This is a genomic window from Pseudomonas sp. R1-43-08 (genome assembly GCF_003852255.1).
In the GTDB taxonomy this organism is placed as follows: Bacteria; Pseudomonadota; Gammaproteobacteria; order Pseudomonadales; family Pseudomonadaceae; genus Aquipseudomonas.
Window position 1 is genome coordinate 3,162,089 of sequence record NZ_CP027734.1, and the last position, 14,269, is coordinate 3,176,357.

Genomic DNA, 14,269 nt, shown 5'->3' on the forward strand with positions numbered 1-14,269 from the left:
AAGTTAGTATGGCGAACTCGGTCAAAACTGTGGGAGGGGGCTTGCTCCCGATAGCGGTGGATCAGTCACTGGTGGAATGAATGACCTACCGCTATCGGGAGCAAGCCCCCTCCCACATTGAATCTTCATACATCAGGCAGACCTGGCAGCCACCTCAGCGGCGCGCTACCAACTCCCCGACGCCCCACCACCGCCACTGGAACCTCCACCACCGGACGAGCTGCTACTGGAACTGGAACTTGAACCGCTGGAACTCGAACCCGACCCACCGCCAGACCCCGAGCCCGAACCCTCGCCGATCTTGCCGAAAATAATCAGCGCCACGAACGACGCAATAGGAAACGCCAGCAGCCAACCGTCGCGACCGTCATCCAGCATCCACCCGGCCACCCCATAGACCGCGACCGCCGCCAGCAGCCGCACGACAAAGCCTGTGCGGCTGGTCCTCCAGGTGTGCCTCATGATCATCAACAGCAGCAGATACAACCCCAGCACCACCAACGCAGCCAGCGGCCACGCCAGCCAATGGATAAAACTGACGTCCACATACTGGTCCGCCACCCCCAACGCGGCGCTGTAGACCAGCAGCCCGACCACGCCGTAAAACAGCGGCCGTAGCTGCCACAACGCGCCGAAGGTGGCGCCGCCAATCAACAGGGTCAGCGGCATTACGAACAGAAACATCGGCCATTCCCGACCACCGCCCAGCAGCGCCAGCAATAACGTGGCCGCCACGGTGACGATCAAGGCCTTGCGCCAATGCACCTTGCCGGCGGCGAGCAGCGCCCCAATGAGGCCGCCCAGGACAAACGCCGCCAGTACCGCGATGATTTGTGGATTGATCCCAGGCCCGGCCACTTTGGGCAGGTCGCCGCCGTCCACCAGCACGGTCAGGGCGTCCACACCCTGTTGAACGCCGCCGGCAAAGTCGCCCTGGCGAAATGCCGGGGTGATGCGCTCTTCGATGATGCGATGGGCCAGCAGGTCGGTGACGGTGCCTTCCAGGCCATAGCCCACTTCAATGCGCACGGTGCGGTCAGCCTTGGCCACCACCAGCAGGATGCCGTCGTCGACGTCCTTGCGCCCCAGCTTCCAGGCGCGGAACAGTTGGTTGGCGTAGTCTTCGATGCCGGTGTCGCCGGTGCTGGGCACCAGCAATACCGCGAGCTGCGCGCCTTTGCGCTGCTCAAGGTCAGCCAGTTGCTGCTTGAGGCGCAAGACGCTGCCCGCGTCGAGGGTGTTTGTCAGGTCTATGACCCGCTTATCCAGCGCAACGCCGATGGGCAACGTGTCGGCCTGGGCGGTGCTCCACAGACTGGCAAACACCAGGGCCAGCAAACTCAAGACGGATTGCCGCAGCATCAGCATCATGTATTGTTACCTGAAGTTTCTTCCTGAAGGCGCCGACTTTACCTTATCTACGCGCAAACGCGACCCAGGGCCAGCGACTCTCTAACGTGCGAACTGGCCAGGGTGCATGGCGGCGATGTGGCGGTGAACTCCTGCGCGACGCGCGGCACCACGTTCAGCGTGACGTTCCAGGCAGGTACGCCGCACCCTGCATGATCGGCTCGACGCTGCCCGTCAATACCACCCCGCCCTGCCCGTCCCATTGCACCGTCAGGGTTCCGCCATCGCATTCGACCTCCACTTTGTCATCCAGCAGCCCGCGTCGAACGCCATTGACCACCGCCGCGCAGCAACATGACCCGGAACCCAGCGGTACGCCGCCGCCACGCTCCCAGATCCGCAGGCGGATACGGTTACGCTCGAGCACCTGCACGAAATGCACATTGGTCCTGGCCGGGAACAGCGGGTGATATTCCAGGGCCGGGCCCACCGCTTCGACATCCACCGCAGCGATGTCTTCCACGAAGAACGTACAGTGCGGATTGCCCATGCCGCAGGCGGCCGGCTCACCGTCGATGGGCAGCACGCGGGTGTCCATCGCCCGCGCCAGCGGCACCGCCTCCCACGCCAACGAAGGTTCGCCCATGTCCACCGACACACGCTGCCCGTCCACGCGCACGCAGGTGAGTAACCCACGGTCGGTACGCAGCACCACGGCATGGGTGCCGGCCTCATGCATCAGGCGGTCGGCCACGCCTCGTGTGGCGCTGCCACAGGTTTGCAGCGGCGTGCCGTCGCAGTTCCAGAACTGAATGCGGGCGGCGGCGTCGTCACAGTCGAGCATGACCGCGAGTTGATTGAAACCGATGCCGGTGTGCCGGTCGCCCAGGCGCCGGGCGATCTGCGCCGTGATAGGGTTATCCTGGCCACGGCGGTCGATGATGATGAAGTCGTCGCCGTGGGCGTGCATTTTCACGAAGGGCAAGGTCATGAACGGTCCTGTAGTCGAACGAAACAGCCCCACTCTAACACCCCCGTAGCAGCGAGGAGATCAACCATGCTTATCGTATTCAGCGGCCTGCCCGGCACCGGCAAGACCACGATTGCCCGGGAGCTGGCCCGGCAGATGGGTGCGGTTTACCTGCGCATCGACGTGATCGAGCAATCGTTGCGGGAGGCTGGCGGGTTGGCGGGCGATGTGGGTACCAGCGGGTATGGCGTGGCGAATGCGTTGGCACTGAGTAATGTGCGCCTGGGGCAACGAGTGATCGCTGACTGTGTGAACCCGGTGAGGGAGAGCCGCGAGGCCTGGCGAGGCGTGGCGCGGGCGGCGGGCGTTGAGCTGGTCGATATTCAGGTGATTTGTTCTGATCAGCAGGAGCATCGGCGCAGGGTCGAGAGCCGTGAAAGCGATATTCCAGGGTTGCTGCCGCCGACTTGGCAGTCGGTGCTGGCACATGAATACGAAGCCTGGGATGAGCCGCCGTACCTGCTCGATACGGCGCGGCTCACACCCGCACAGGCCATCGCGTCGGCCCACGCACAGCTTGATCGTCCCCACGCTCCACGTGGGCATGCAGCCCGTGACGCTCTGCGTCACCTGCGCAAGGGGACGGGGAGCTTCCCAGCAGGCATTCCCACGCGAGAGCGTGGGAACGAGCCCTGACAGAGGGTTGGCGTCAGCCGGGGAAGTTGGCGCGCAACGCCTCCAGGCCATCGCTGTACACGCCGGCAAACAACGTCTCCGCCGCTGCATCCGTGGTGCCCTCGGCCGGCGTGAACACGCCGGACCAGGTTACTTTGGCAGACGATTCGGTCAGCGCTTCGACCTGCACGGTCGCCAAGTAAGCGCTCACCGGAAACGGCGACTGCTCAATGGTGTAGCTGTAGGTGCGCGCCACGTTGTCGAAGGTCTGCAACCGCTCGACAATCTGGCCGCCATCGGCAGTATGCAGGTGACGCACGCGGCCACCGTCGCTCGGCTCGCTTTTGGCGATGAAGGGCAGCCAGTCAGGCAGGCTGTTGAAGCCACCGATGAGTTTCCAGACCTGGTCAGCCGACGCAGGGATTTCGATCACAGAAGACGCTGTTGCCACAATAAATACTCCAGACCGTTAAAAAATCAGATCGCCATGCTGTCGACAACACCACCGTCGACCCGCAACGCGGCGCCGGTAGTGGCAGACGACAGCGGTGAAGCAATGTACGCCACCAGGTTGGCCACTTCATCCACATTCGCCGCGCGCTGGATGATCGACGTCGGCCGCGCGTTGCGCACGAACACATCGGCCTCATCCCGCGCGGTGCGCCCGGATTGTTGCGTGGCGTCCTTGAGCATGTGCTCAAGGCCATCGGTGAACGTCGGCCCCGGCAGGATCGCGTTGACCGTCACACCGGTACCTGCCAGGCGCTTGGCCAGGCCATGGGACACCGCCAGATTGGCGCTTTTGGTCACGCCATAATTGATCATGTCTGCCGGGGTTGCCACGCCGGATTCAGACGACACAAAGATCACCCGCCCCCAGCCCTGCTCGACCATGCCCGGTACGTAATGCCGCGCCAGGCGTACGCCGGAGATCACGTTGACTTCATAGAAGCGCGTCCATTCACTGTCCGGTGCCTCGAAAAAATCCACATCATTGAAGATGCCCAGGTTGTTGACCAGGATATCGGCGCGGGGTTCGGCGGCGAACAGTGTCTCGGCGCCTTCGACCGTGCCCAGGTCGGCCACGCACCCGCGCAGATCGGCGCCCGGCACCGCCTGGCGGATGCTCGCCAGCGCCGCGTCGACTTTGCCGCTGTCACGCCCGATCACCACCACGGTGGCACCGGATTGCGCCAGGGCCTGACTGATGCCCAGGCCGATCCCGGCCGTGCTGCCGCTGACGATGGCTACTTTGCCGCTCACATCGATTTTCATGGTTGAACTCCTGAAGTTAAAGCGGCAGAGGCGCGCGAAGCGAGATCAACTGCGCATCGCGCAACGCCTGCCAGAAGGCTGCTGGAATCTGCTCTGACAACGCCGCCACGTCTTCGGCAATACGCCCCGGACGACTGGCACCGGGAATCACCGCGGCCACGGCCGGGTGAGCCAGGGAAAACTGTAGCGCAGCGGCCTTGACGCTGACGCCAAACGCTTGGGCAATCGCCTTGATCTGCTCGACTTTGCCGATGATCGCCGGGCTGGCCTGCTGGTATTCAAAGTGCGCACCGCCGGCAAGGATGCCGGAGCTGTAAGGGCCACCGACCACAATCTCAACGTGCTGTGCGAGGGCCGCTTCCATCAGGCGCTGCAAGGCACGCTCGTGGTCGAGCAGGGTGTAGCGCCCGGCCAGCAGAAAGCCGTCGGGTTGGGCTTCGGCCAGGTCCAGCGTCAGCTCGCACGGTTCGACGCGGTTCACACCCAGGCCCCAGGCCTTGATTACGCCTTCTTCGCGCAAGCGCGTCAGCACCTTGAACGCGCCGGTACGCGCCTGGTTGAAGTACTCCAGCCACTGATCGCCGTAGAAATCCTGGGCAATGTCGTGAATCCACACGATGTCCAGGCGGTCGGTGCGCAGGCGCTCAAGGCTGTCTTCGATCGAGCGCAAGGTGGCGTCGGCGCTGTAGTCATTGAGCATTTTGTTCGGACGGCCGTGCTCGAACACGCCGCTTTTCTCGCCCAGGTCACGGGCGCTGTCTTCGACCTCGTCGAGAATCACCCGGCCGACCTTGGTGCTGAGCACATAGTCGTCGCGGTTGTAATGGGACAAGGCCTGGCCCAAGCGGATTTCCGATAACCCCAAACCGTAGAACGGCGCGGTATCGAAATAACGCACGCCGTGATTCCAGGCGGCCTCGACGGTGGCCTGGGCTTCTTCTTCAGGAATCGCGCGGAACATATTGCCCAGCGGTGCGGTGCCAAAGCCCAGGACGCCGGGCAGTTTGTCTTTCAAGCTCATGGTGGTTCCTCAATCGGTTCAGGGTCGCGATGACCGTTGAGCAGATCCTAGATTGCCTGGATCGGACCGTCCAAGACATACTACGACCAACTTGAGTCCCGATAGGTCTTACATGATTGATCTACGCCAACTGCGCTACTTCGAAGTGGTCGCCGAAGAACAACACGTCGGCCGCGCCGCCGAGCGCCTGCACATCTCCCAGTCACCATTGAGCCGGCAGATCGCCCAGCTTGAAGAACGCCTGGGCCTGACCCTGTTCGAACGCAGCCAGCAACGCATCCGCCTGACCCGCGACGGCCAGACCTTCCTCGCCGAAACCAAGGCGCTGCTGACCCACGCCAACCGGCTGGAGTCCCTGGGCAAGCGCCTGGGCCGGGGGGAAGAAGGCGGTTTGTGCATCGGCTATATCGAGAACGCCATGCACGCCGGGGTATTGCCCACTGCCTTGCGCGTGCTGCGCGATGACCGGCCTAACGTGCATATCAAGCTGTATAACCTGCCCTCCCTTGAACAGTTGGAAGGCCTGCGCCAGCGCAGCCTGGACATTGCCCTGGTGGGCGAACCACCAGCGGCCGACGACCCGGACCTGACTGCCCGCCAGGTGCTCGATGAACCCATGCTGCTGGCCTTGCCCGAACATCACCCGCTGACGCAGCAACACGAGCTGCTGCCCGAGCACCTGGCCGATCAACAATGGATCGGCGTACAGCGCAAACCCGGCGCCAGCCCGGCTGATGACTTCGTCGCCGCGTGCATCCGTGCCGGTTTCACCCCGCAGATTCCCATGGAAGCCAGCGAGCCCTTCACCGCACTGGGCCTGGTGGCCTCCGGACTGGGCGTGGCCATGGTCCAAAAAGGCCTGAGCCGCAACGCACCACCAGGCGTGGTGTTGCGCGAACTGCCCTGGCTGAACTACACCACCCCGCTGTGGGCGGCCTGGCACCGGATCAACCTGCGGCCGTTGGTGGAGACGTTTCGCAAAGTGCTGACCGAACCCCAAGGCTGACGCAATCCAAACTGTGGGAGGGGGCTTGCTCCCGATAGCGGTGGGTCAGTCAGCTCATCTATGGCTGATATACCGCAATCGGGAGCAAGCCCCCTCCCACAGTTTGACCGAGTCCATACTGGCATCTTGTAAATTCCCGCACTTCCCCCTAGCTTATGCGCCCCCCCGCCCAGCGCTTTAAGGCCTTGCCCCATGGTTTTGCGTTTTCGTCCCGTCGTCACTTCACGTTTCGCCCTTGGCCTGTTGTTCAGTGGAGGCATCGGTCACAGCCTGGCGGCGCAGGTTGAACTGCCGGCGGTGCAGATCCAGGGCCAGGATGAGGCCGGCTATCGCACGCAAACCGCCGCGGTCGGTGGCTTCGATGAGGCGCCCCTGCTCGATACGCCCGCCTCGATCAGTGTGATCAACGCCGCGCTGATCAAGGACCAGCAGGCCCGCCTGCTCAGTGAGGTGCTGCGCAATGACGCCTCGGTGGGCGACAGCTACGCGCCGATCGGCTACTACGAAAACTTCGTGGTGCGCGGCTTCTCGCTGAATGCGGCGAGCAGTTACAAGATCAATGGGCGCACCATCACCGGCGAGCAGAACGTCGCCCTGGAAAACAAGCAACAGGTGGAAGTGCTCAAGGGCCTGGCCGGGTTGCAAAGCGGAATTTCCGAGCCCAGCGGGGTGATCAACTACGTGACCAAGCGCCCTGAGGACGTGCGTTCGGTGACGGTGTCCAGCGATGATCGCGGCAGCGGTTATGTGGCCACCGATGTCGGCGGCTGGTTCGGCAGTGAGCAGCAGTTCGGCCTGCGCGCCAACGTCGCCCACGAGGATCTGAATTCGTACGTGGAGCATGCCAACGGCCAGCGCGATTTTGTGTCCCTGGCCTTCGACTGGAATATCAGCCCGGATGCCGTGCTGCAACTGGATGCCGAATACCAGAACAAACAGCAGCGCTCGGTGCCGGGTTATCAATTGTTGGGCGGTACCGAGGTACCCCACGACGCCTCGCCGAAAAAACTGCTCGGCCACCAGACCGGTTCCAGACAAGTGGGCATCGACTCACTGAACCTCAACGGCAAATTCGAATATCGTTTCAGCGATCAGTGGAAAGGCAACATCAGCGCGGCGCGCAGCAAGGTGGTGATTGACGATTACAGCTCATTTGCGTGGGGCTGCTACGGCTCGGCCAGCTGCAGCTCGGCAAGCGTGCCGAACTACTTCAGCCCCGAAGGCAATTACGACGTCTACGACTACCGCAGCCCTGACGACACGCGGCGTGACGACGAAGTCCAGGCCGCCATGACCGGCCTGTTCGACACCGCAGGCATAGGCCATGAGCTGACCTTCGGCACCAGCGCGTTTCGCCGGGTGATCGACAAGCGCAAGTCGGTCAATGAGCTCATTGGCACCGCCAATATCGACGCAGATGCGCCGAGCTTCCCGCCGACTGACAAACCGTTGAACGACAGCCACCGCAACCTCGACAGCCGCCAGTACGGCCTGTTCGTCTCCGACCGCATCCGCTTCAACGAGCACTGGCAAACCATCCTCGGCGGCCGCGAAGTACGCCTGGACGAAACAGCCTTCGACGGCGTCACCGGCAACCAGGCCCGCCACACCCAACAGTATGTGTTCCTGCCGCAGGCTTCGTTGATCTACAAACCGATTGAAAACATCTCGCTGTACACCAGCTATAGCAAAGGGCTGTCCCTGGGCGGCACCGCGCCCTGGTTTGCGAACAACGCCGATGAAACCCTGGCGCCTACCACCTCGCGGCAAATCGAAGCCGGGGTGAAATACGACTGGCGCCGCATCAGCTTCGCCGCCGCTGTGTTCCAGACACGCCAGGCCTATCAGTACGCGAAGCCCGAAGACGGCGAGTTCACCTACGTGCAACAAGGCGAGCAGAAAAACACCGGGATCGAACTGTCGGCCAACGGCTGGGCCACCGAGCGCCTGCAGGTTTCCACCAGCGTCGCGGCGATCCGGGCGCGGGTGAACGGCAGCGGTACGCCGGAATACGAAGAGCACCAGGCGATCAACGTGCCCAAACTGCGCGCCAGTGTGTATGCCGACTATGCGCTGCCTTGGGTCAATGGCCTGGCGGTGCTTGGTGGTGTGCAATACAGCGCCAAAAAGTACGCCAACCGCACCGGCAATGTGGAGGTGGGGGATTACGCGGTGGTCAATATCGGCAGCCGCTATACCACCCGGGTCGATGGCTATGAAACGGTGTTTCGCCTGAGCGTCGACAACCTGTTCGACAAGCGCTACTGGCGCGACGCGGGCGAATACATGGGCGATGACTACCTGTTCCAGGGCGCGCCGCTGACGGCGCGCCTGAGTGCCTCGGTGAATTTCTAAGGGTTACTTGGGCATCTTGCGAAAGCCAACGGCCAGGCGATTCCAGCTGTTGATGGTGGCGATCGCCACGCTCAGGTCAACCTGTTCCTGCGGGCTGAATTCGGCGGCCAGTGCGTTGAAGTCTGCGTCCGGGGCGTGGGTCTGGCTGAGCAGGGTCAGGCTTTCGGCCCAGGCCAGGGCGGCGCGTTCACGCGGGGTAAAGAACGGCGTTTCACGCCAGGCCGACAGGGTGTACAGGCGGCGCTCGGTTTCGCCGCCCTTGCGTGCGTCGGCAGTGTGCATGTCGAGGCAGAATGCGCAGCCGTTGATCTGCGAGACGCGCAGGCGCACCAGTTCCAGCAGCGGCAGTTCGATGGACAGTTTGCCGACCGCCGCCTCGAGGGCAAGCATGGCTTTCATGGCGTCGGGGGAAGCGGTGTAGAAATCGGTACGGGTTTGCATGGTGGAACTCCAGAACGGTGGGATTGGTGAGCAGATTAGTCACCTGGGCGTTCTGGAGAAATAGCCAATCCGGGCGAAGAACAGGTGACCAATCTACAGGCCACGATTCTTCAACCACTGCAGGAAACCCTTCTTCACCGGCACCACCGGCGCGTCCTCGGTCAGCGCCTGGGCGGCATGCACGCGGAAATCCAACAGCGCCTTCATGGCTTCGCCGATGTCATGCCGTGCATCCAGGCAGGGCTTGAGGTATTCGTTTTCGATGCGGTACAGGGTGCAATAAGTCTTGGCGGTGAAGTCCGCCAGCGTGGCCTGGTCGGACAGGATGCCGGACTCGCCAATCACCTCCCCCGGTCCCATGCGCCCGGCTTCGAACTTATGGCCACCCTTGAGCAACATCACCGAAACCACGCCGGATTCAATGATGAACAAATGGTCGCTGACCTCCCCCGCCGGCAGGATCATGTCACCGGCGCGGTAGGTGTGCAGGGTCATGTTCTGGCTGAAGGTGTCTTTTTCCTCCTGGCGCAGCGTGGAAAAGATCGACGAACGCTCAAGCAAGGCTCGCGCGCCGGAGACCGTGGCGGGCGTGCTGCCTTCGGTGGCAGACAACAGGCCCACGCCCGCCGCCTGCAAGTGCCGGAATGCCAGGTCGTAAAGCTGGTTGCGCACTTCGCGCTTGAGGCCCATGGCCGGCACGAAGCCACTGATTTCATACTCCACGCCGCCACTGCTCGACACCTTGAACGCCACGCTGGGCGCCGGCTTGGCCAGCAGCGCCCGGCAGCCCTGCATCGCCCGCTCGAGGGCCTCGATCACCGTTTGCGGGCGCGCATGGGGGCTCACTTGCAGGCTGACTGCCAGGCCGAACATGTCCGCCGGGCGCGAGAAGTTGATGATCTTGGCCTTGGCCGCCAGGGAATTGGGGATGACCGCCAGGCTGCCCTGGGACGTCTGCAACCGCGTGGCACGCCAATCGATGTCGGTGACGCGGCCTTCGGTGCCGTCAATGGAGATCCAGTCGTCGATCTGGTAAGGCTTGGTGGTGTTGAGGACGATCCCCGAAAACACGTCGCTCAGGGTGCTTTGCAGCGCCAGGCCGACGATGATCGCCACGGCGCCCGAGGTGGCGAGCACGCCTTTGACCGGCAGATCAAGCACGTAAGCCATGGCGGCGATGATCGCGATCAGGAAAATCACGGCGCCCATCAGGTCCTGCAACAACCGCCCGGTATGGCCGACCCGCTGCATCATCACCGCGCCGAGCAATACCGTGAGGGTGCGCGCGGCGAACAGCCACCAGCCGATCTGCAACGCGGTGGCCGCCAGGTGCAGGGTGGTGTCATCGGCGTAGGGCGCCGCTTGCATGGGGTTCATGCCGTCGTTGAACAACACCGCACTGAACACCGCAAAGATCACCAGCCGCGCCGCGAGTTTCCAGTTGGCGAGGTTGGGCGAGATAAGGCGCCACACAGCGATGTCGATAAGGATCAGCGCCACGGCGCACAACATCGGGTGATCAGCGATAAATGAGGGCATCCAGGCGACTCCAGGGCGAATGCCGAGAAGATCGCATGAAATGGCGATGGCGGGTATAGCGCAGAAAAAAATGTGGGAGGGAGCGAGCCCTAATGCCAGTCAGTCAAGGCGACACCGAACCTGTGGCGAGGGAGCTTGCTCCCGCTGGACTGCGCAGCAGTCCCATTGTTTGGGGCCGCTTCGCGCCCCAGCGGGAGCAAGCTCCCTCGCCACAAGTTAGCTCTCGCTCCTGCTACTTCTTAACTGACTGGCATTAGGGCAAGCCCCCTCCCACGGGCTGTCAGGCCTGCATCCGCCCGAACTTGCCCGACTGGAAGTCGGCAAAAGCCTGGTGGATTTCCTGCTCGCTGTTCATCACGAACGGCCCGTGGCCGACGATGGGTTCGTCGATCGGCTCGCCGCTGAGCAACAGCACCTTGGCGTCGTCATTGGGCTCAAGGGTGAGCCGGTCACCGTCACGCTCGAACAGTGCCAGTTGCCCTTGGCGCGCGACTTCCTCGCCATTGATCAACACCGTTCCGCTCAGGATCACAAGCGCGGTGTTACGCCCGGCGTGCAGGTCCAGCGTAACGGCCTTACCGGCCTTCAGGCGCAAGTCCCACACGTCAATCGGTGTGAAGGTCCGCGCAGGCCCTTGAGTACCGCCGAATTCACCGGCGATCAAGCGCAGTTGCCCCGCGTCGCCCGGCAGCCCCAACACCGGAATCTCGCCATCGACAATGGTCTGGTAACCGGCGTCGGCCATTTTGTCCTTGGCGGGCAGGTTGACCCACAGCTGCACCATCTCCAACGCCCCGCCTGCGCGCGCAAAGGCTTCGGAGTGGAACTCTTCATGGAGAATGCCTTTGGCGGCTGTCATCCATTGCACGTCACCCGGGCCGATTTTGCCGCCGGCACCGGTGGAGTCACGGTGCTCGACTTCGCCGTCATAGACGATGGTCACCGTTTCAAAGCCGCGATGGGGGTGCTGGCCGACACCGCGACGGGTTTCGGTGGGCGTGAAATCGGCCGGGCCGGCGTGGTCCAGCAACAGGAAGGGGCTGATGTGTTTGCCCATCGTGTCGTAGGAAAACAGGGTGCGCACCGGAAAGCCGTCGCCGACCCAATGGGCGCGGGGGCTGGTGTAGATACCGATCAGTTTTTTCATGGTGTACCTCCAAAGTGCCTACACCATAAGTCTCCCAACCGTTGAACACTAGGCGGCGAACGCGGCTTTGAGCGTTCTACGTATAGGACAATACCTTGGACGTGCGCTGGCGCAACAGGTGGAACGCGACGAAGGCCGCGACGGCAAAAACGGCTTGAATAACGATCATCGGCGTTGCGCTGCCATCACGTAAATGGCTCAACAGCACGCCGCTGCAGGTGGCGCCGAACATCTGCGCAAACCCCATCAACCCGGCCGCCAGCCCGGCACGATGGGCGTTGGGCATTACCCCGCCCGTGACCGCACCGGGCAGCACCAGCCCGCCTCCGAGCGTGGCCAGGGCAATGGGCAGGTCCAGGCCGACCACCGAGAGCCCGAACAGCGCATAAATCACCAATGCCAACACCCCGCCGGCGGCCACCAGCGTCACGCCCATCGTCACAATCCGCTGCGGTCCCAGGCGCAAAATGTTGCGCCGGGTATAGGTGGAACCGACGATCAGCATCGACACGATCAGGCCAAAATTGATGCCGTACTCCAGGCTGCTCAACCCCAGCAGGTTGATGAATACCGCCGACGAACCGGCAATCACCGCAAACATCGCGCCGTAGGTACAGGCCAGCGCCACGGCATAGGCGCGGTACTGGCGGCCCTTGAGCAAATCCAGGTATTGCCCGCCGAGGGTGCGCCAATGTGCGGCCTTGGGATCGAGGTGAGGGTTGCTCTCGCGAAAGAACGCCACCGCCAGCAGCCACACGACGCTGCCGATGACCACAGCGAGCACGATGGGCGCATGCCAACCGAACAGTTTGATCAGCAAGCCGCCCGCCATCGGCGCCACGACAATGGCATAGAGCATGCCGATCATGGTCAGCGCCAGGGCCGGGCCCGCCTCGGTTTTCCATACATCGCGTACCACCGTGCGTGCCAGCACCAACGCGGCGCAGGCGCCCAGGCCTTGCAGCACGCGGGCGGCGATAAATTGCTGGATGTCCGTCACCAGCAGCATCGACAGCGTCGCCAGCACGTACAGCGTCAGGCCACCGATCAATACCGGACGGCGGCCGATACGGTCCGACAACGGCCCGAACAGCAACTGCCCCAGGCCGAACGCGGCCACAAATGCCGACAGTGCCATCAACGCCGAGCCTGGCGGCGCCGCCAACGCCTGCTCGATGGCGCCCAGGCCCGGGATGATCAATTGCGTCGAGACTTCACCCAGCGCTGTCAGCGCAACCAGTAAGAACAACAAGCGGCGCGAGGGTGCCGGGGCGTTTGCCATAGGGAATATCCGGGGCTGGATTAATTTATATTTCGACCATAATATGAGCGAAAAATTATGTCCATAATTTTTTGCCCTATGGTCACCCTGGAGTCCGTCATGCCGCCCCTCCCTCTTCGTCTCCTAACGCCCCTGGCCCTGTTGATGCTCCTCAGTGGCTGCAACAGCAAGGCCGACAGCGCCGCTCAAATCTCCCCGCCGCGTCCGGTACTCGCCGTCAAGGTCGAGGCTGGCGGCACCCAGCAAAGCGCGTACACCGGTGTGGTTGCCGCCCGCACCGAAAGCAACCTGGGCTTTCGGGTCAGCGGCAAGGTGATCGAACGCAAGGTCGATCCCGGCCAGCATGTCTCTCGGGGCGACACCCTGCTGGTGCTGGATATCGGCGATTTCGAACTGGCGTTGCGCTCGGCAAAAAACCGCGTCAACGCCGCGCAGGCGCAACTGCGCCAGCGCCGCGACGACGAAAACCGCTACCAGCGCCTGGCCAGTACCGGCGCGGTGTCGCGGCAGATTTTCGACCAGTCGGCGACCAACCTGCGCGTCGCCGAAGCGGAACTGGCGGCGGCGCAATCGGATGCCAGCCAGATCGAAAACCGTCGCACTTATAGCGTGCTCAAGGCCGATGGCGACGGCGTCATCACTGACGTCCTGGCGGATCGCGGCCAGGTGGTGGCCGAAGGGCAGATCGTCGCGCGCCTGGCCCATGACGGCGCCCGCGAAGCCATCGTCAACCTGCCGGAACAGCAGCGCGCCCAGGCCACGCAAAACGCCTTGGCCTTCCCCTTCGGTGCCCCGGACCAGGCCGTCACCGCCACCTTGCGCGAGCTGTCCGCCAGCGCCGACCCCACCACCCGCACCTACCGCGCACGCTATGTGCTGCATGGCCCGCTCGAACGTTTCGCCCTCGGCTCCACCATCACCGTACGCCTGCAAGGCAACGGCCAGGCCCAACAAACCCGCGTGCCCATCGGTGCGTTGCAGGATGCGGGGCAAGGCACCGGCGTGTGGCTGATCGGTGAAGACAATCGGATCAGCTTCGCCCCGGTGAAAGTCGCCAGTCTCGGCCAGGAAGAGGCCCTGCTCGACAGCGGCGTCACGCCCGGCCAAACCATCGTCGCCCTCGGCGCGCACCTGTTGCACAGCGGTGACAAAGTACGCCTGCTGCCCGCCCAGGCGCTGGCCCTCAACCGCAAACAGGACCAATGAGC

The 14,269-nt window shown here is 63.3% G+C and carries 13 protein-coding genes; 4 read left to right on the plus strand and 9 right to left on the minus strand.

What is annotated here, in order from left to right; translation table 11 throughout:
• Nucleotides 1-165 precede the first annotated feature (165 nt).
• Nucleotides 166-1,371 (minus strand): YgcG family protein, encoded by a 1,206-nt coding sequence (locus C4J87_RS14405; RefSeq protein ID WP_124367335.1) that lies wholly within the window; start codon nt 1,369-1,371, stop codon nt 166-168.
• A gap of 154 nt (nt 1,372-1,525) precedes the next feature.
• On the minus strand, nt 1,526-2,341 hold the full coding sequence (gene dapF / locus C4J87_RS14415) for a diaminopimelate epimerase (RefSeq protein ID WP_124363201.1): 816 nt from the start codon (nt 2,339-2,341) through the stop codon (nt 1,526-1,528).
• A 66-nt stretch (nt 2,342-2,407) separates the two neighbouring features.
• Between dapF and C4J87_RS14420 the strand changes: the two genes are divergently transcribed.
• On the plus strand, nt 2,408-3,016 hold the full coding sequence (locus C4J87_RS14420; protein ID WP_124367336.1) for an AAA family ATPase: 609 nt from the start codon (nt 2,408-2,410) through the stop codon (nt 3,014-3,016).
• Nucleotides 3,017-3,029: 13 nt separating this feature from the next.
• On the opposite strand, the gene C4J87_RS14425 is transcribed toward C4J87_RS14420, so the two are convergent.
• From C4J87_RS14425 to C4J87_RS14435, 3 genes are read right to left on the minus strand one after another with little or no spacing between them, the layout of a single operon-like run.
• The gene (locus tag C4J87_RS14425; protein WP_124367337.1) at nt 3,030-3,446 is read right to left on the minus strand and encodes an SRPBCC family protein; all 417 of its coding nucleotides are present in this window, start codon (nt 3,444-3,446) and stop codon (nt 3,030-3,032) included.
• Nucleotides 3,447-3,472: 26 nt separating this feature from the next.
• Nucleotides 3,473-4,270, minus strand: a complete 798-nt coding sequence (locus tag C4J87_RS14430; RefSeq protein WP_124367338.1) for an SDR family NAD(P)-dependent oxidoreductase — start codon at nt 4,268-4,270, stop codon at nt 3,473-3,475.
• Nucleotides 4,271-4,286: 16 nt separating this feature from the next.
• Entirely contained in the window at nt 4,287-5,291 is a 1,005-nt protein-coding gene (locus C4J87_RS14435; protein WP_124367339.1) for an aldo/keto reductase, read from the minus strand.
• 112 nt (nt 5,292-5,403) lie between these two features.
• On the opposite strand from C4J87_RS14435, the gene C4J87_RS14440 reads away from it, so the two are divergent.
• Entirely contained in the window at nt 5,404-6,297 is an 894-nt protein-coding gene (locus tag C4J87_RS14440; RefSeq protein WP_124367340.1) for a LysR substrate-binding domain-containing protein, read from the plus strand.
• Nucleotides 6,298-6,489: 192 nt separating this feature from the next.
• The gene (locus tag C4J87_RS14445; protein WP_124367341.1) at nt 6,490-8,652 is read left to right on the plus strand and encodes a TonB-dependent siderophore receptor; all 2,163 of its coding nucleotides are present in this window, start codon (nt 6,490-6,492) and stop codon (nt 8,650-8,652) included.
• A gap of 3 nt (nt 8,653-8,655) precedes the next feature.
• On the opposite strand, the gene C4J87_RS14450 is transcribed toward C4J87_RS14445, so the two are convergent.
• The 4 genes from C4J87_RS14450 to C4J87_RS14465 form a co-directional block, all read right to left on the minus strand.
• Nucleotides 8,656-9,093 carry a carboxymuconolactone decarboxylase family protein gene (locus tag C4J87_RS14450; protein WP_124363208.1) on the minus strand — a complete coding sequence of 146 codons (438 nt, stop codon included), beginning with the start codon at nt 9,091-9,093 and terminating at the stop codon, nt 8,656-8,658.
• Between the two features lie 93 nt (nt 9,094-9,186).
• A complete protein-coding gene (locus C4J87_RS14455; protein ID WP_124367342.1) occupies nt 9,187-10,632 on the minus strand; it encodes a mechanosensitive ion channel family protein in 1,446 nt (481 codons plus the stop codon).
• Nucleotides 10,633-10,912: 280 nt separating this feature from the next.
• Nucleotides 10,913-11,779, minus strand: coding sequence for a pirin family protein (locus C4J87_RS14460; protein WP_124367343.1), 867 nt, complete (start codon nt 11,777-11,779; stop codon nt 10,913-10,915).
• Nucleotides 11,780-11,855: 76 nt separating this feature from the next.
• A complete protein-coding gene (locus C4J87_RS14465; RefSeq protein ID WP_124367344.1) occupies nt 11,856-13,061 on the minus strand; it encodes a multidrug effflux MFS transporter in 1,206 nt (401 codons plus the stop codon).
• A 99-nt stretch (nt 13,062-13,160) separates the two neighbouring features.
• Between C4J87_RS14465 and C4J87_RS14470 the strand changes: the two genes are divergently transcribed.
• A complete protein-coding gene (locus tag C4J87_RS14470) occupies nt 13,161-14,267 on the plus strand; it encodes an efflux RND transporter periplasmic adaptor subunit (protein WP_124367345.1) in 1,107 nt (368 codons plus the stop codon).
• Nucleotides 14,268-14,269: the final 2 nt, after the last annotated feature.

Bases quoted from the DNA above. Each gene is read 5' to 3' on its own strand.
- C4J87_RS14405 (WP_124367335.1), bottom strand. From the start codon at position 1,371: ATGATGCTGATGCTGCGGCAATCCGTCTTGAGTTTGCTGGCCCTGGTG.
- dapF (WP_124363201.1), bottom strand. From the start codon at position 2,341: ATGACCTTGCCCTTCGTGAAAATGCACGCCCACGGCGACGACTTCATC.
- C4J87_RS14420 (WP_124367336.1), top strand. From the start codon at position 2,408: ATGCTTATCGTATTCAGCGGCCTGCCCGGCACCGGCAAGACCACGATT.
- C4J87_RS14430 (WP_124367338.1), bottom strand. From the start codon at position 4,270: ATGAAAATCGATGTGAGCGGCAAAGTAGCCATCGTCAGCGGCAGCACG.
- C4J87_RS14435 (WP_124367339.1), bottom strand. From the start codon at position 5,291: ATGAGCTTGAAAGACAAACTGCCCGGCGTCCTGGGCTTTGGCACCGCA.
- C4J87_RS14440 (WP_124367340.1), top strand. From the start codon at position 5,404: ATGATTGATCTACGCCAACTGCGCTACTTCGAAGTGGTCGCCGAAGAA.
- C4J87_RS14445 (WP_124367341.1), top strand. From the start codon at position 6,490: ATGGTTTTGCGTTTTCGTCCCGTCGTCACTTCACGTTTCGCCCTTGGC.
- C4J87_RS14450 (WP_124363208.1), bottom strand. From the start codon at position 9,093: ATGCAAACCCGTACCGATTTCTACACCGCTTCCCCCGACGCCATGAAA.
- C4J87_RS14455 (WP_124367342.1), bottom strand. From the start codon at position 10,632: ATGCCCTCATTTATCGCTGATCACCCGATGTTGTGCGCCGTGGCGCTG.
- C4J87_RS14460 (WP_124367343.1), bottom strand. From the start codon at position 11,779: ATGAAAAAACTGATCGGTATCTACACCAGCCCCCGCGCCCATTGGGTC.
- C4J87_RS14465 (WP_124367344.1), bottom strand. From the start codon at position 13,061: ATGGCAAACGCCCCGGCACCCTCGCGCCGCTTGTTGTTCTTACTGGTT.
- C4J87_RS14470 (WP_124367345.1), top strand. From the start codon at position 13,161: ATGCCGCCCCTCCCTCTTCGTCTCCTAACGCCCCTGGCCCTGTTGATG.